Source organism: Candidatus Acetatifactor stercoripullorum (assembly GCF_944382095.1).
GTDB classification, from domain to species: domain Bacteria; phylum Bacillota; class Clostridia; order Lachnospirales; family Lachnospiraceae; genus Acetatifactor; species Acetatifactor stercoripullorum.
Genome location: NZ_CALWMU010000004.1, coordinates 21960 through 39210, shown reverse-complemented (window position 1 = coordinate 39210; position 17251 = coordinate 21960). Strand labels below are relative to the sequence as shown.

The following is a 17251-nucleotide window of genomic DNA, read 5'->3' as shown; positions in this document are numbered from 1 at the left end:
CTCTTTCTCCATTACATTACTTTATCTGTTTTCCATCATACAATGATATTTGATCTCCGCGATTCTCCAGTCTGTCTGGTTATCAATATCCTGTACCTCCATCTCAGAAACCACCATGGGAAGAATGTTTCCCACCATAAGCTTCCGGTTTCTCCGAAAAGGGGCCGTCCGAAATACATAAAACTGACCTGCGTCATGGTAATGGGGCTCCAGATCCTGAGAACGGCTGTCCAAATATTGGGGATATTCAAATACCAATCGCCCTTCCTTCATAATCATGGCCCGCTGGGGAGGATATGAAAAAGCCACTACAGGAATCAGTGTATCCGCATTGCTGTCCAGAAGCTGGCTGACAGCATCCTTCAGCTTCTTTGCGGTCACAAAGGGAGCCGTTGGATAGATACAGCACGCCAGCTCATACTCCAAGCCTCTCTTTTCGTATTCCGCCAGTACCTCCAACAGCACATCATTGGTAGTAGCATAATCCCCGGAGGTCTTTTCACTCCGGTAGAAAGGCACCTCTGCCCCATACTGTCTGGCTGCCTGTGCAATCTCTTCATCGTCCGTAGACACCATGACCGTGTCAAACAAACCGGACTGCAGTGCTGCCTCCACAGAATAAGCCAATATGGGCTTCCCACAGAATTTTTTGATATTTTTTCGGGGAATCCGCTTGCTGCCGCCCCGGGCCGTAATGATTGCAATTTTCTTCATCGCTGCGCTCCTTGCTTCATTCTTTTCATTTTCATCCGCAAACTATACATCAAAAGTCCAATACTTACAATCACACTGAGCGCCTCTGCCAGTCTCCAATACCACATTCCGTCATACCACACGCGCACCGTTCCCTGAAATCCCTCCGGCAGCAGCACCCGCACGTCGCTGTTTTCCCCTTTGACTGCCGTAAGCATCTCTCCCGTTTCCAGAGCTTTGGCCCTATATCCTTTGTAGTACAACATAGGAAATTCTATATAAGACTCTTTTTCGGCAGTCACATAGGCCATGCAGCTTAGTCCTTCCTTTTCATAGCCCTCCATAGAGCCACCTTCCGAGATCACCGGTTCATGGTAAGTCATATGTTCCACCTCTGCACCAATGGGCAGATATGCCCCGTCCAGCACAGCAGTGCTTCCCATACTCTGAGCAGAATACAGCTTCACAACCTCATTTCTTGTAAGCAAAATGTCATTGACTTGATAGCTCCCAAATACAAAGGATATCAGCCCTATAAACGCCAGTACTGTTTTCCCTGAAAGAACGCCTGCCTTCTCCCGCAAAAACCACACTCCCATAACGCAGGCTGTAAATACGCTTGCTATAGCAGCAATAAAAATCATTCTGCCGGGGAACTGCAGATAGTCGGCCATTGCCGCCGCAAAGCGGCTGCTTTTACTTAATAAATCCCAAGGAAACAAGCAGGTACTCATAAACAAGGCCAGTGCTGTCATTCCAAAGGCAATATCTCCTGCCCTTTTCTCCCTTTTCCAGTATTCCTCCGACAGGCTCCCAGAATTCCTCCGGCGAATCACCAGCCACAAAACCAAACACAACAAGAGAGCTGCTCCCAATCCCACAGCGTCTGCCTGGAGTGTATAAAAAATCTGTGCCGGCAGGAGCCCTCGGCTTTGAATCAACGCATACCCATTGCCGTTGAAATTATACTTGTCAGCTGCCATTAAATCCAAAAAGGGTACAAGATACCACGCATTGACCGCCACAGTGATTCCCGCCGTATTCAAAAGTACTATAAAAGTTCTCCGGCGAAAGGTTTTCCTCCACAAAACCAGACACAACAGCACCGCAAATCCCACCGCCAGCTCACAGCTGGGCATATGGGACTGCATAATACCGGTAAAGCCAATCGCGGGTATCACCCAGTTCCAAAAATATCCTTTCCCCTTTGGGTCCTCCGTAAAAATACGATAAAATCCCCAAGCCAGCAGCGGGAGGAAAATCATGGCCGTATATTCTCCTACCGCAGCACTGTTATAAATATTATACAACCGATAGGGCGCCAATGTATACAGTACACTTCCAAAAATTCCAATATAACGGCTCCGAAAGCATCTCGAGAAACTCGCATAAGCAGTCAACGCTGTAGCCAAATTTACTGCGGCCACAAATATCCTGTAGGCGCTATCCATTGGGAACCCTATAATCCGCAGCAATGCAGGAAGAACCAGCCAAGTGTCTGCGCAAAAAATAGAATTTGCATAACCATGTCCGGCAAGCCACGCGGCTTCAATCCTGACACCCAGCTGCCCCCATTTTATACTGTCCGCCAGTGCCTCGATTCTCATCATGTGGAACATCAGTTCCTCTCCCATTATCGTATAATCCACCAGCAAAGGAAGGGAGGACACCAGCGTGATACCGGGAATTCCAAAGATCACAAGGCGACTCTCTGCGGAAAAAGGCTTTATCCGTTGCCGCCAGGCTGCCAGAAGATAGCCATCCAGAAGCAGGCTGCCCGTAATCACCCAAAAAAGCCATATCCTGCTTCCTCCTTTTTCAGCAATCAACTCTAATCCCTGGACTTCCACATTCTCCGCCACATTTAAAACTGCCCGCAGATTCTCCACTGAGTCCAGCAGATAAAACTGGCACGCACTCTCTCCTGCTCCGGCATACAGCGGTACATTGTTGCACAGCAATGTTTTGTACATCGGATTTTCAGCCTCCACACCGAAGTCCCCCAAACTATCGCCTTCCCCTTCATAATAAAGCTTTAGTGTGTAAACTCCTGCACTCAGCGGAATCCCTTCATCCACAAGCCATTCTGTATCCTGCCCTTCCAAAATCACTCCGCTTTTTCCAAAGAGTCCCGACACTCCAATCAAAAGCATCGCAAGCTCTGCAAACAGCAAAAGCAGTATCTTCCGATTTTTTAAAAATGAAACCTTAACTCGCACTTTTTCGTCTCCTCATAATCCACATTATCCCACAGACGAACAATGCCGCCACCGAGACAGCCTCGCAAAATCTCCATATTATGGATTCCTCCGTCACCAGAGAGAAAGGCACATTCCCAAAAGCCTCTATCTCCGCCTGTCTCACAAAATTCTGGGTAGTCAGGATTTTTCCCAGCAAAAACTGTGTGGTGCCAAAAGAGACGCACGCCACAGCCAAAAGCAAAAGCTTATATGACTTCTCCTCCATCACCTCCGCGAATCTCCCCAGAAGAATGCAGGCCGTCACAATTAATCCCATATCCGCTGCAATTCCCAGCTTAGCAGGCGAATACAATAGAGCAAGAATTATGGAAAACACCATATTTTTGTCCTGAAAAATGTCCCATGGAAACGCATTTAAGCTAAAAAGCATAAGAGCTGCGCTGACACACAGCATTCTTCCTGCAAAACGCCCCTCCGTACTGCCGTAAACGACACGCCTCCACCTTTCCTCGCGCCCTCTCGCAAAAAGAATCCAAAGATAAAAAAGCAGGATCAGTATAACTGCGATTCCAGGTCCCATAGCCCTGGCTTTATACATTCCATTTTCTCCCAGAAGCACACCGTCTCCTCCCCAGGAAAACACAGTAAAATACTGTGCTATATACATTCCTCTGCTGCGTACATCCTGCAGGATCATGGGGCCTACCACAGACACGTCGCGCATTCTTAGGAGCATTGGCACCAGAAACCACGCATTCACCGCCAATACTGCTCCCACAGTCTTTCCCACCACCACAAGTGTCCGGCGTTTTATTGTCTCTCTCCCCATTGCTGCCAGAACAAGCACCGTTACTGCCACTGCCAGAAACAAAAATACAGTGGAGGATACCGCCAAAAGGCTGAAGCTCCAGGTAAGCAATACCCACAGCCGCCCATACTCCAGCGCCGAGCCGGCGCCCCCCTCCCTGTCCTCAGTATAAAGAAGCTTCATCCCCAGAGCCAGCAATGGAAGAAATGTCCAAGCCGCCATTTCCCCCAGGTCCCCGGTCAGATACATCTCACTGCATCGGTAAGGACACCATGTATATAACATTCCGCCCACAACACCAACCTCACGTCTGCCGGTGCATTTTTCAAAACATCTGCAAGCCACCGCAGCCGTCAGCAGATTAAACAGCAGCAAAGTCAGCTTATAGGCCTCTCCCAGCCCCACGCCCAAAAAATGCAGCAGTCCGGGAATCAAATAGAATACATCTGCCTGAAAAGCTGCCGCACTGTATCCATAGTCCATATTTCCCAATGTTCCTACACGGATTGGAAACACTGTACCCAGTCCTTGGCTTATCACTCGGATCCGGCTCAGAGTAGCTTCAAGACAGCTGCCTTCCAGCACATAATCCGTCATAAGCGGTACGGAAGCCACTGCCGCAATCAGCAGGATATACCATTTCATGCCTTTCATTTCTTTCGTTTCTTTGCCTGATTTTTTCATCCTGCTTCTCCTAATGTCTCTCCCCCAAGAATCTCTTTTCCGTTCCCAGAGGTGCTCTTCCCTTGCCAAAGCCCTTTTCTCAAAAATCTTTGTAGAATCATTATCCCAAGAGAAAGCACCGTCACCGCTTCACCAGCTCTCCAGTACCAGGGGCTCACAAACCTGACCGTCAAAGCACCGTCAAATCCCGGCGGAATTTCCACTGTTACCTCCCCGTTTTCTCCGGCATGGCAGCTCAGCTCCTGTCCACTGTTTTCATCGAAAGCCCGATATCCCTTATAATACAGCAAGGCAAAGGAAACTCTCTCCCATACCTCGCCAGGGTTTGTCAGCCTCACCCTTGCGCCCAGTGACAGCTTCTCATAATCCTCTGCCTTCAATTCGCCGCTGCACACCGGATCGTGATACATAAATTTGGAGGCATCAACTCCATAGGGAAGGTACTCCGCACCGGAAATATAGCCTGTTCCCATTCCCTCATTATTGTACACTCGCACCGGTTCAAAGGTATCCATCAGATTCTCAAGCAGATACCCCCCGCTGATGCACAGCAGAAACGTCATCCCACAGAAATAGCACCTTGCCACTGTCCTCGTTCCGTACTCCAGAACATATTTTGCCAGAATCCCCGCCGCCCCGGTAAGACACACATTTGCAATCGTCAAAAAGCGGTTGGGAAATTGAATGCTGGATATCAATGTTGCGGCCCCGTCACCCCATGACTGGATTCTATCCCAAGGAAACAGATTCAAGCTCATCAGCATTGCGGCCAATGAAAATCCAGCCAAAATTTTGGCAAATCCGTTTTCTTCCCTTGTGAATTTTTTTATTTTTCCTGTAAAAAACAAATAGGCTAATCCTGCAAGGGCCAGCACGGGAGCTGTGCCCGGACCAATGGAAGCGCTGTTATACACAGGCTCCGAATCGTTTCCCTGTATAAAATATGTAAACAACAGCTGCGCCGGGAAAAGCCCTCTGTCCTGTATCGTCCTGCCGGATACATGGTGTATCGTAAAGTCTCCCGTTAACATATAATCTGCAAAGGGAACCAAAAACCATGCGCTGATAAGAACACTGTAAATAACCGTTTTTGCCAAAACCAAAAATGTCTGAAACCGGAAAACCCGTTTCCACATGACAATGCACAAGATAATCGTAAACAGTCCCACCATCTCTCCCGTAAGCAGATGTGACTGAACGAGCAAAGAAAATCCGGCAGTCAGCGGTACCCAGCTCCTTTTGTAGCTCTTCTCCCGTATATCCTGCGTAAACACCCGGTAAAATCCATACAAAATAAGCGGCAGTATCATAACACCCAAGCATTCTCCCCAAGAACCTGTACAGTAGGTCTTATAAGTGCGATACACAGAAAGTGTATACAACATACTGCAAAACACACCCACATAGGCTTCCTGAAATATCTTCTTAAAGCAGAAGTAAGCAATCAGCACTGTAGCTATGGTAACTGCCAGCATAAATAAACGGTAACTGGTAGTCACTGTAAAGCCAATCAGCCGAAACAGCGCTGCCAGATACAGTACTGTCTCCCCATAGAAAACAGGGGATGCATACCCATATCCCTGCTGCCATTCCGGCGAAATACGTATGGGGAACTGCCCGTTTAGAATGCCGTCCTTTATGCCCTCCACCCGCATCAGATGATACCCTAAATCTCCTCCTCCCATCATATAATTCAACGTGAGCGGAAGCGATGCAAACAGAATAATCAGTCCCAGGCAGAAAGTCACCGTCTTATTTTTGACAGGAATCCGGTATTCCCTGTCATATTGTACATAGCAGTATACTATATTAACAATGGATATCAGGCAAAGCATAACAAATAACTGTATCCTGTTCCAGTCATTGGTCTGCAGTATGCGAAGCCCTCTTACCGCCAGCATTCCGCTGCCACTATAATAAACATGTACAGTCAAATCCGTGGAATCCCGCAAAAGCCACATATCAAAGTCTGTGTGATCCAGCCCTGAAAAAAGCAGTGTGCCGTTGGTTTTCAGCGTCTGATCACTCAGTCGAAGATCTGTGACCTCACAGCTGTTTTCCATATCTGAATCAGTGGCGTACTGAAGCTGTACACGATAGGTCCCTCTGGGAAGCACAAGTCCTGTAAAATCAACAAGATTTCCACGTTCCTCTTCTGTGCCATACACGGCAATGCCGCCAAGCTCCTGGGAATACGTCCCAAAATTACAGCTTGCCGCATCCAGTCCATATTCATAGACCGCATCCTTTCCAAACAACCCCCAGATTCCCAGCATAACCAGGACTGCCTCTATGACTATCAGAATCCGGAATTTTTTCCTGCTGAAAAGGTGCAGGCTTCGTATTTTCGCATAATTGCTCATTTCTTTCATGCGTTATTTTCTTTCTCCACATAATATGCCCTTTTTGCCTCGGAAGGCAGCTGCGTCTCATAGACCCGCCAGGCGTTCTCTTTGGAATCGTCCCCTGAAATTTCCCGATAGCCCAGCCTGGGATACAACTGTGCTACCGGCCTGTTTTTCGCAGTTGGAATATAAATGCCCCTGAGCCGGTTCCAGCCTGAAGCAAAAAGCTCCTGCTCCACATCCTCTATGATGGCATCCTCAAGGTTTCTGCCCATCACCCTGCAGCTCATCACAAAATCTGTGACCACCGGTACCTCCTCCGAGGTATCCACAATGATCGCCGACACGATTCCATTATCTCCAAAGCAGTCTCTGACCTGATAGAGATAAATCCGTTTTCGGGAATCTTTTAACATCTCTCCAAGCTGTTGCAGGCCGTATCTATTGGTGGTCAAATTAAACTGGTTTGTTTTATTGAAAAGCTGCGTCAATCTCTCCAGGTTCTCATGAGGGTCCACTCTGGTCATCACCATCTTTAGCTGCTTTAAATACCCTTCAAAGCTTGCAGCCTGCTCCCTCATCAGGCTGCGTTTCGCATTTTCCGCATACTGCCTTGTTTTATGCAGGTCTTCCATGGTGACCACAGGCTTTTCAAAATATTCCCTGTAAATCGCTGTCATCGCAGAAGCAAGCTCCTCCGGCCTTTGGGGAAAATCCGGCACCACCACCTCCGGAAGCATCTCCTGCACCAGCCTCCTCTCTGCGGGATTGTCGTCCCAAAACACAAAGGAATCCAGCCCCAGATTCAACTCCTGTGCAATTTCCTGCAGATTTTCATGCTTGGGACGCCAATTAATCCGCTTTGCCGCAAAGGAATCCGATCTGAGCACCATATGAGAATGCCCGGCCAAAATGCGCTCTGCGTCCTCTTCATTATTTTTGGATACCAGCACAAGCAAAACCCCTTGCTTTTGCATTTGGAGAATCACCCGCTGCAGGTTTTTGTAAGCCAGCCCGCTGTGGTCGTCAGACAAAAGAATCGGCGTATGCTCCGCCTCCCCGGCCAGTCCTCCCCATAACGTATTGTCCAAATCCAACGCCAACACCTTTTTAGGCGTTCTCCTCTCCACGCGCAGCTTTTCCAATATAAGACTGCAGAGTCTCTCCTGGGCACCGGCAGTTAAGGGAAGCTTTCCCAAATACCACATTTTCCACGAAAAAGCATTTTCTTCTCCCATCACTTCTATCATGTGCCGATAAGGGAATATGCGTACATTGTCACAACGCTTTACAAGTTCCTCCAGATGTGTTTGCCACACCTGCTCCAGCGCCTGCTTTCTTCCCGGATCAAACAAAACCTCAGTCTCTGCGCACCATAAATAAACATCAGAAATATAGTATATCATCCCTGAGTCCATAGCCGCCGAAAAACTGGAAAACCAATTTCTCACAAGGACATTTGCCTCCTCAATATTCAGTCTGTGCTCCACAAGCTCCGCCAAATCCAAAATGAGGAAGGTCACCGCCGGATCATAGACATAATAAGAGGATTGTGGATTCATCAAAATACCCAGCTCATTTCCATATCCCTCCGCCTCATATACAGGAACCTTGCTCTGCAGCATACGGATTACAAAATTCATGTTTACATTAGAGAGAATCGCTATTTTCTGCTCTTCCATACCTTACCCTTTCATCGAACTTTCCTGCCTCTGATTACAAACACTGCGATTCCAAGGACAGCAGCCGCACTGGCCGCCTCCGCCAGATGCCAATACCACATTCCGGTATAGCTGCATTGTATATTTCCGGAAAAATGGTCCGGCAGCAAAACCCTTACATCAGCGTTATCTCCCTTGACAACTTGAAGGCTCTCTCCCGTATCTGTATTCACTCCATGGTAGCCCTTATAATAAAGCAGGGGAAACTCCACATAATGCTCTCCCGCTCCATCCGTCTCTACATAGGCGTTTACCTGAAGATTCCTTTTTTCATAAAAAGACATCTCCGTGCCCTGAGAGAGCACCGGCTCATGATAGGTCATATGCTCCGCCTGGGCATCCAGAGGAAGATACTCTGCACCCAGAATGGGGGAGTGTCCCATGTTTTGCGCAGAATCAAGCCGGAGAATGGAAGCTCTGGTGTTTAAAATATCATCCACCTGGTACATGGAAAACAAAACACAGACAACTCCCAGCCCCGCCAAAATGCCCCTGGCTGTGCTGGGCCTGAATTTCCCTTTTCCCTCTAAAAGCCAGGACCCTGCCGCACAGGACACAAAAACCATGCACAGGGTGACAATCACCATCAGTCTGGTGGGAAACTGCAGAGAGCCTGTCAAGGCTGCCGCTATAGAGCCTGCGCTGCTTAGCTTATCCCAAGGGAAATAGCTGGTGCTCATATACAGTGCAATACAGCCCAGCAAAAATGCTGTATCTGCCGTTTTTTTCCGGGTTTTGTCCCTATCCTCCCAAAATCCTTTGCGAAACCGCAGCCACAGCCATAAAAGTGTTCCGGCAAGCAATGCCGCTCCCATTGTAATGGGCTCTGCGTCCAACATGCCGTTCTCCGCAAATCGAGAAGAACTACCGCCCGCCTGCAGTGTGTAAAATGGATGGGCCAGTGTAATTCCCCTGCTTTGTATCAGCACATTGGCATTGTTTCCAAAATAATAACTGTCCGCTGTCATCAAATCTACAAAGGGAACCAAAAACCAGGCGTTCAAAAGAGCCGTAGCCGCAGCCATTTTAAGAAGAACCAAAAAGGTCTGCCTGCGAAACACCTTTTTCCACATAAGCAGGCACAGCAGTATAGCAAAGCCTCCGGCCATCTCACAGGTCAGTGCATGAGATTGTATAATGCCCGAAAACCCAAGCGTGGGAATCAGCCAGCTCCTCTTGTAGCTCTTCTCCTTCGTATCTGCGGAAAAAATTCGGTAAAAACCCCATGCAAGCAGAGGAAGAAAAATCATTGCCGTATACTCTCCCACCGAAGCTCTGTTGTAAATATTGTAAAGGCGATAGGGAGACAGGGTATAGAGCATGCAGCCAAGAAGTCCAATTTCCGCGCTTTGAAAGCACCTTTTAAAAGCAGTATAGGCAATAAGCGCCGTAGCCAGATTCACAGCCGTCACATAGCACTGGTAGCTTATAGTAAGCGGAAAGCCGGCCATCCGCAGTATAGCAGGAAACAACAAAAAGGTATCGCAATAGAAAATGGAATTGGCATACCCATGCCCGGCAAGCCACATAGGTTCTATTCTGGAAAAAGGCATTCCCGAAAGCAGAGCCTGTGCCAATGCCTCAATACGCCCCAAATGGAAGATCAAATCGGCTCCAAAAAAGAGATAGTCCACCATCAGAGGAATACTGGAAACAACCACCGTTGCGGATATTCCCCAAAATATCAGCTGCTGCCTGGCCGGAAATGGGCTCTTTCGGTGTAGTAAAAGAAGAACTGCCCCGGCATTCACCAGGAGGCTGAAAAACAGTACTGTGATCACCCACATGAAAACCGCCTGCCCGCCGTTTTCAATCTCCACCCCCTTCACCTCCAGGGTCTGGCCGTTATTTTCCACATAGACACATAAATGAGCCACGCTGTCTAAAAGATAAAATTGACATTGTGCCATGCCAGCACCAGCATAGAGAGTCACCGGATTGCTTTTCAGCGCAGAGAGGTTTTCTTCCTCCACCCTTACACCGAAGCCCCCCTGGATATCCTCTTGGGTATCATAGTAAATCCGGGCCGTGTACACTCCGGGAGAGAGGGATATCCCTTCTGCAAGCAGCCTGTCCGTTTCCTCCGTTCCTGCCACAATGCCGGTTTTCCCAAAAAGCATTATAATTCCTGCAAAAAGCAGAAAAAGCTCTATGCACAAAAGGATTCTGCACTTTTTATTTTTAAGAAATTCAGACTTTCTCAACACTTTTACCTCTCCTCATTCTGCCCTTGGCAGCCATAAATACCAGAAAGGCCAAGGCTGACAGGGATATCCCCTCAGCGACCCGCCAAAGCCATGGTATCCCCGTGATGACCTGTAAGGGAAGAGCCGCCCATTCCTCTGTTCTTTCCAGCCACAAGGGCTGTGCGGAAAGCAGGATTTCCCCCGTGAGAAACTGTGTGGTCAAAAAGGCCGTGCTTATGGTAATGCCCAGGCATATCCTGTACCATCCCTCCTCCCGCTCCAGATAAAGGGTCTGACAGGAGAGAAGAATGAATACCGCACAAGCCCCAATTCCCCACTTTGCCGGGCTCTGCATCCATCCAAGGAAAAGAGAAAAAAGCAGATTCTTATTCTGCAAAAGCTCCCAGGGAAAGCTGCTTGTGCTAAGGTATGCCAGCACAAGCCCCAAAACAGCCAGTCGCTTGCACAACGGCTTCTTTTCCTTTTGTGCATAGCGGCCGGTAAAAAGACTCCACAGGAAAAACAGCACGCAGGCCGTAACCGCAAATCCCATCCCCAGACTCTGTGTACCCGCCATTCCATTTTCCCAAAAATTCTCCGATGTTCCCGCTCCAAAAAAGGTCATCAGATAGACCGCCCAGGATAAACCGCCGGAGCGGACATCCTGAAGAATCAAATTTCCCAAAAGCTCTGTATTCTTATACACAAAATATAAAAGGGGAATCAAAAGCCAAGCCCCTAAAAGTCCTGTGGCAAGCACTGTTTTTCCCACCGTCAATCGGACATCTTTGGAAAGCGCCCTTTTCCCCAGAAGAAAAAGCCAAAGCACGCACATCCCTGCAGCAATCACAAACACTGTCATGGAAGCGGATAAAATCAGCAGCAAGGCAGCCGTAAGAAGCACCCAGGTTCTGCCAACGCCCTTTTGTTTGTCCTCACCTGCATACAGCCTTACAAGTCCCAAAAGCAAAAGAGGAAGAAAGCACCAGGCTGCAGCCTCCCCCGCCTGCGCCGCCACATACAGGCTGCTCAAGCGATAAGGACACCAGGTAAACAGCAGGCTTCCCACAAGCCCCATATCCTGTCTATGGAAGCATTTTTCAAAGCAGAGGAAGGAGCAGACCGCCGTCGCTATATTCACGGCCCATAGGTAAAGCTTATACGCTGCCTGCAGGCTTAAACCCATGCGGTGCAGTACTCCAGGGACAATTAAAAACACATCTGCCTCAAAGGCCGCTGCCCCACAGCCGTAATCTGACAAGGCAGCCGGCTGAATACGCACAGGAAAGCTCTTTGTGAGTCCTTGGCTGATTAATTCAATTCTGGTCAACACATTCTGCAGGTTTCCCCCCTCCAAAAGGTAATCTGTCAAAAGGGGGACTGATGCCGTCATCACAATCAGCGTCAGAAAAATCACATTTCTTCCATTTCGATTCCAGAAATTTTTTAGCCTTCCAGACACTGCGGCACCTCCTCACGCTTTTTCTTTTTGTCGTAAAGACCGGATATCCCCATAGAAAGCAGAGTTATCAGACTTATGATCTCCCCAAGCCTCCAATACCAGGGGCTTTCAAAGGAAACCGTCACTTCTCCCTCAAATCCTGCCGGAAGCTCCACAGTCACCTGAAAATTATCCCCGGCATAACAAGGAAGTTCTTCCCTGGTTTCTGCTGCATAAGCATGATACCCTTTATAATACAAAAGGGAAAAGGTCACCTGCGCCGGTTCCTCCTGTTCGTTGGAAAGCCAGGCTTCGGCTCCAAGCTCTTTTCTCTGATACTCCAGACAAGTCACATTCTCCGGACACTCAGGTTCATGATACCAGTATCTGGAAGCGTCCGCACCATAGGGCAGATACTCCGCTCCTGCAATATAACCAGTTCCCAGTCCGCCCTCGCTGTTGCAGGCCCGAAACACATCCACCCGGCTCAAAATGTCATTTAAAAGGAAAATGCTGCTGATTCCCAGAAGAAACACCATTCCTCCTATATACAGGGAAAGCTGGATCCTCCTTTTATTCAAAAGCTGCCATTTTGCCACAACTCCCGCCACCGTCACAAGACACACATTTGCAACCGTCAGGAAACGGTTGGGAAACTGTATGCTGGACACCAGCACCGCTGGGATGCTGCCAAGCTTCTGTATATCGTCCCAGGGAAACAGCCTCAGGCTAAAAAGCATGGCCAGCAGAGAAAAGCCTGCCGCCACCTTGCCCAGCGCAAGCTCCTTGTCTGACAGTACATTGCCCCTTTTGTTGAGAAGCAAAAGGCCGAAAACCAAAAGGGCCGCGATCAGAGAAATACCCACCCCCATAGGCTGCGTATCCGCCATACCGCTGTCAGCAAAATATACAGTAGAGCCTCCTCTGAAAAAGGTAAACAGCAAATGGGCCAGATACAGACCCCTGTCTTGTATAGTCCGCTCCGAGACATGCTGAATTACAAAGTCTCCGGTGAGCATATAATCCATAAAAGGCACTAGAAACCATGCGCTGAGCAATGCACTGTACACAACCGTCTTTGCGAGCACAAGGAAGGTCTTTTTGCGAAACACCCTTTTCCAGAACAAAATGCAAAGAAGAATGGTAAAAAAGCCTGCCATTTCCCCTGTGAGAAGGTGCGACTGGATTAACAGGGTAAACCCCACAGTAAGCGGTATCCAGCTTTTTTGACAGCCCTCCTCTTCCTCCCTGGAAAACACACGATAAAAGCCATAGACCAGAAGCGGCAGCGCCATAATTCCCAGCGTTTCCCCCCAGGAGCCGCACAGATAGGTTTTATAGATCCTATACACGGAAAGGGAATACAGCATGCTGCAAAATACGCCTATATTAGGGTTTTGAAACATTTTCCCAAAACAGAAATATGCGATTAACACCGTTGCCACCGTGACCAAAAGCAGATACAGACGGTAGCTGGTAACAATACTGAAGCCGATCAGCCGAAACAAAGCCGCCGGATACAGCAGCGTTTCCCCATAGAAGATAGGCGAGGCGTATCCATAGCCCTGAATCCAGTTGGGCGAAATACGAATAGGAAACTGCCCGGACAACAGGCCGTCCTTGATTCCCTCCACCCGCATCAAATGATAAATCAGGTCTCCTGCTCCCGGCATGCCATCCACCATCAGGGGCAGCGACGAAAACAAAACGATCACTCCCAGGAGAAAAGCCCTGCTCTTTTTTTCCGGAGGCACTCTGTAGGCTTTATCATAGCAGACATAAACCCAGCATACATTAAACAGCGTAATAAAGCAAAACAGGACAAACAGGCCAATCCGGTTCCAGGCGTTTGTCTGATATATGGTCAGCCCCTGCACCGCCAGCATTCCCTCTCCCCCATATTGAACCTGTACCGTCAGATGGGCACTGTCCTGCAAGAGCCACATGTCAAAGTCGGTTTGCGTAAGCCCCGCAAAAAGTCCCGTTCCGTTGGTCCGCAGATTTTTAGCCGGAATGCTGCTGTCTATAACGCTGCAGGAATTTACCATATTAGTGTCTGTGGCATACTTAAGCTGTACCCTGTAGGTTCCCTTGGGCAGTGAGATATTCTGAATTTCCACCGTCTCCCCATTTTCCTGTCCTTCCAGGTAGATACCCTCGTAAGACTCTACCCAGACTCTTGTACTGCTTATCATGCTCTCCGCGCCGTATTCATACACAGCATCCTTTCCAAACAGCCCCAAAGCAGCTGCAAAAAGAAAAAGCAGCTCCGCCAGCAAAAGTATGCGGAAATATTTATTTTCTGCTATGTGCAGCGATCTGATACGCGCCCAAAAGCTCATGATTTTCCTCCAAAAATTATCTGCCACATTTGCTGCGAAGCCTGCGAATTACCTGCTTGAGCCTGTAATACGCAAAAAAGGCAGCCGCCGATTTTCCCTGCAGGGCAATCAGCTCCTGCTCCTCTTTCCCCGTCAGGCTTCGGTAATAAGGATTTTTCTCAAATTCCGGAAAACGCTCCAAAACTCCCGCCCGCAGCTCCTTTACAAAGGACAGGCGTGGCTTTCTCACACCGGACAGATAAGAAAACAGGGTAATGGCGTAATAAAGCTCTGTAAAACGATATTCTATCTCCAGCCCATAGGTATCAAGCATACCTCTTTTTTTGCATTCGTCGTAGAAAAGAGCAGCCGCTTTCATACGATCCCTGCACTTTTCCTCTGTGATATGGTGCACCGTGGAAACCGAATGCTGGTAATAATAGTAGAGAGGCTCCTCCACCTTCTCAAAATGGGTAAAATACAGACTCCACAGCGGGCCTGCACAATTATCCTCGTAAAATATCCCCTCCGGGAAGCACAGTCCATGCTCCTTGATGACACTATGTCGGTATATCTTGATCACCATGCTGCCGCTGCGAAGCAGAAGCTTTTTGTGCTTTTCCACATCCAGCACGCCTGTCTGATCGGCAGTGTTGTTGCAGATTACCCTTCCCGGCTCCATAGTATGGTTTTCTACCAGGCTGTAATTGCAGCCCACCATATCCGCGCCGGTCTCCTGCCCTCTTTTCAGCAGCTTCTCATAACAGTCAGGAGCCACCCAGTCATCGCTGTCCACAAATCCGATCCATTCTCCCGCCGCTTGGGCAAGCCCCGTGTTCTTTGCGCCACCCTGACGTTTATTGGTCTCATGGAAGAGTGCCTTCACCCGCCCCGGGAAGCGTCTTTCATACTCCCGCAGAATCTCCGGCGAACGATCCTTTGAGGCATCGTCCACGGCTATGATCTCGTAGTCCTCTATGGTCTGCTTCAGCAGAGAGTCCATACAATATTCCAGCTTTCCCTCCGCCGCCATATTATAAACCGGCACAATGATACTCAGCTTCATTCTCTCTTAAACCTTTCAGCGCTTCCTTCTTTTTCCATGCGGACCTTGCCGTTTTCCACCCGGTATACAATATCGCATTTCTCGATGGTCTGCAGCCTGTGCGCTATAATAATCAGCGTTTTTCTGCCATGCAGACGGTTGATGGACTCCATAATGGCCGCCTCTGTGTCATTGTCTAAGGCAGAAGTAGCCTCGTCCAGTATCAGCACCTCCGGATTGTTATACAGGGCTCTGGCAATGCCGATTCTCTGCCGCTGTCCCCCGGACAGGCGGATGCCTCTCTCGCCAATGCCCGTGTCCAGTCCCTCCGGCAGCGTTTTTACAAACTCATCCAGCTGGGCTTCTCTTAAAACCTCCCAAACCCTGGTTTCATCAATCCGTTCCTCAGGTACTCCAAAGGCTACGTTTTTCCGTATGGTATCATCCAGCATAAAGATCATCTGGGGAATGTAACCTACATTTTTCAGCCACTTACGGTAATGGGTCTTCACATCCTGTCCGTCCGCCAGAATGCTTCCCTCCTGTACCTCCAGCAGGCCAAGCAGAATGTCCACCACAGTGCTTTTCCCCGCTCCGGAGGTTCCCACAATGCCGACAGAGGCTCCCACAGGAATGGTCATACTGGCATGGTCAAAAATCAGCTTGTCCGTGTTGGGATAGGCATAGGTAATATTTTTGAGCTCGATGGCATGCTTCACGGGAAGCTTCTCCTCCTCATCGGTGGCAAAGGACAAATCCACCTTTTCCCCGTTGATCTCGTCCTGCAGGTTATCGCTGACTCCCATAAAAAAGGGCTCAAAATAGGCAATGGAGTTGATCTGGTTATTGATGCGGTTCACACAGGGCAGCAAAACAAAGGCCGCCGCTGCCAGAGTACTGAATACATCCAGCATATTCTCAGCGGGCGCTCCAGAAGCCACCAGGTAAATCATATAACCCACCATAGACGCCACGCAGGCCGTCTCTATCAAAAGCTTGGGAATATTATTGTAGAGGCTGTATTTCTGCACTGCATCCACATACCCCTTTCCACATTTGCGGTACTCCGCTACGAAATACTGCTCCTTGCAGGAAATCTTTACCTCTTTTATACCCTGTACCGTCTGGGAAATCCACTTAAAGAGGCTGCTGTAATAATCCTGGTTATCCTTTCCCGCTTTGTACATAATAGGCTTTAGCACCTTTTTGATCACCAGCATCAGAGCCACCAGCACCACAGCCATAAGCACCGTCATGGTGCCGTTGGCGGCAAAGCAATAGCAGATGATAAACAGGGAAACCACCCCGTCCGAAAGCATCTGCAAAAGAGCCAGAATCAGCGCATACATATTGTTCACATCTGAGGTGATGCTCCGCTGCACCACCGCCGTATCCGCATTTAAGTAAAACTCATAGCCCCGTCTCAAATAATTGCGCATCATGCGCTCCGAGGTGCGGAACTGATTGGTGTACACAAAGGAAAAGGTCAGCTTCTGCTGAACGAACAGAAATAAATTCTTCACCACAAAGGTAAGAATCAAAACCGCCATCACCGTGATGGAAAAGGTTTGGTAATCCGCTATCCCCGACAGCTCATACAGCGTTTTCGTGAGTCCGTTTTTTTCAATGGACTCCGGGTCGATCACCACATTTACCACCTGAACCAAAAGACCCACGCCAGCCGTCTGCAAAAAAGCGCCGATTATCATCAAGACGATCAGCCCTGCCATAATAGTCTTCTGCCTTCTGTCCAGCAAAACATTCAGCTTTTTTAAGATTTGTAGCATATTATCTCCTTCATTCCCG

General features: G+C 48.7%; 10 protein-coding genes. All 10 read right to left on the bottom strand.

Translation table 11 applies throughout. The features are described 5' to 3' along the window. Positions 1-21: 21 nt before the first annotated feature. From pseF to SHK35_RS02020, 10 genes are read right to left on the bottom strand one after another with little or no spacing between them, the layout of a single operon-like run. Positions 22-714 carry a pseudaminic acid cytidylyltransferase gene (gene pseF, locus SHK35_RS02065; protein WP_318703015.1) on the bottom strand — a complete coding sequence of 231 codons (693 nt, stop codon included), beginning with the start codon at positions 712-714 and terminating at the stop codon, positions 22-24. Continuing rightward, complete coding sequence (locus SHK35_RS02060; RefSeq protein ID WP_318708334.1) at positions 711-2912, bottom strand: hypothetical protein; 2202 nt, start codon at positions 2910-2912, stop codon at positions 711-713. The genes pseF and SHK35_RS02060 overlap by 4 nt, the downstream gene beginning before the upstream one ends. Continuing rightward, a complete protein-coding gene (locus tag SHK35_RS02055; RefSeq protein ID WP_318708333.1) occupies positions 2902-4386 on the bottom strand; it encodes a hypothetical protein in 1485 nt (494 codons plus the stop codon). The genes SHK35_RS02060 and SHK35_RS02055 overlap by 11 nt, the downstream gene beginning before the upstream one ends. Then, the gene (locus tag SHK35_RS02050) at positions 4383-6758 is read right to left on the bottom strand and encodes a YfhO family protein (RefSeq protein ID WP_318708331.1); all 2376 of its coding nucleotides are present in this window, start codon (positions 6756-6758) and stop codon (positions 4383-4385) included. The genes SHK35_RS02055 and SHK35_RS02050 overlap by 4 nt, the downstream gene beginning before the upstream one ends. Next, entirely contained in the window at positions 6755-8413 is a 1659-nt protein-coding gene (locus SHK35_RS02045) for an HAD-IIIC family phosphatase (RefSeq protein ID WP_318708329.1), read from the bottom strand. Before SHK35_RS02045 ends, SHK35_RS02050 begins: the two co-directional genes overlap by 4 nt. Before the next feature lie 11 nt (positions 8414-8424). After that, positions 8425-10659: a hypothetical protein gene (locus SHK35_RS02040; RefSeq protein WP_318708327.1), complete on the bottom strand. Its 2235-nt coding sequence runs from the start codon at positions 10657-10659 to the stop codon at positions 8425-8427. Further along, positions 10643-12100: a hypothetical protein gene (locus tag SHK35_RS02035; protein ID WP_318708326.1), complete on the bottom strand. Its 1458-nt coding sequence runs from the start codon at positions 12098-12100 to the stop codon at positions 10643-10645. The genes SHK35_RS02040 and SHK35_RS02035 overlap by 17 nt, the downstream gene beginning before the upstream one ends. Then, on the bottom strand, positions 12085-14421 hold the full coding sequence (locus SHK35_RS02030; protein ID WP_318708324.1) for a hypothetical protein: 2337 nt from the start codon (positions 14419-14421) through the stop codon (positions 12085-12087). Before SHK35_RS02030 ends, SHK35_RS02035 begins: the two co-directional genes overlap by 16 nt. A gap of 16 nt (positions 14422-14437) precedes the next feature. Continuing rightward, positions 14438-15466: a glycosyltransferase family 2 protein gene (locus tag SHK35_RS02025; RefSeq protein WP_318708323.1), complete on the bottom strand. Its 1029-nt coding sequence runs from the start codon at positions 15464-15466 to the stop codon at positions 14438-14440. Next, on the bottom strand, positions 15463-17232 hold the full coding sequence (locus tag SHK35_RS02020; RefSeq protein ID WP_318708322.1) for an ABC transporter ATP-binding protein: 1770 nt from the start codon (positions 17230-17232) through the stop codon (positions 15463-15465). Before SHK35_RS02020 ends, SHK35_RS02025 begins: the two co-directional genes overlap by 4 nt. Between the last annotated feature and the right edge of the window lie 19 nt (positions 17233-17251).

Coding starts and splice junctions, on each gene's coding strand:
- SHK35_RS02055 (WP_318708333.1), bottom strand. CDS start 4,386: ATGAAAAAATCAGGCAAAGAAACGAAAGAAATGAAAGGCATGAAATGG.
- SHK35_RS02025 (WP_318708323.1), bottom strand. CDS start 15,466: ATGAAGCTGAGTATCATTGTGCCGGTTTATAATATGGCGGCGGAGGGA.
- SHK35_RS02050 (WP_318708331.1), bottom strand. CDS start 6,758: ATGAAAGAAATGAGCAATTATGCGAAAATACGAAGCCTGCACCTTTTC.
- pseF (WP_318703015.1), bottom strand. CDS start 714: ATGAAGAAAATTGCAATCATTACGGCCCGGGGCGGCAGCAAGCGGATT.
- SHK35_RS02030 (WP_318708324.1), bottom strand. CDS start 14,421: ATGAGCTTTTGGGCGCGTATCAGATCGCTGCACATAGCAGAAAATAAA.
- SHK35_RS02045 (WP_318708329.1), bottom strand. CDS start 8,413: ATGGAAGAGCAGAAAATAGCGATTCTCTCTAATGTAAACATGAATTTT.
- SHK35_RS02020 (WP_318708322.1), bottom strand. CDS start 17,232: ATGCTACAAATCTTAAAAAAGCTGAATGTTTTGCTGGACAGAAGGCAG.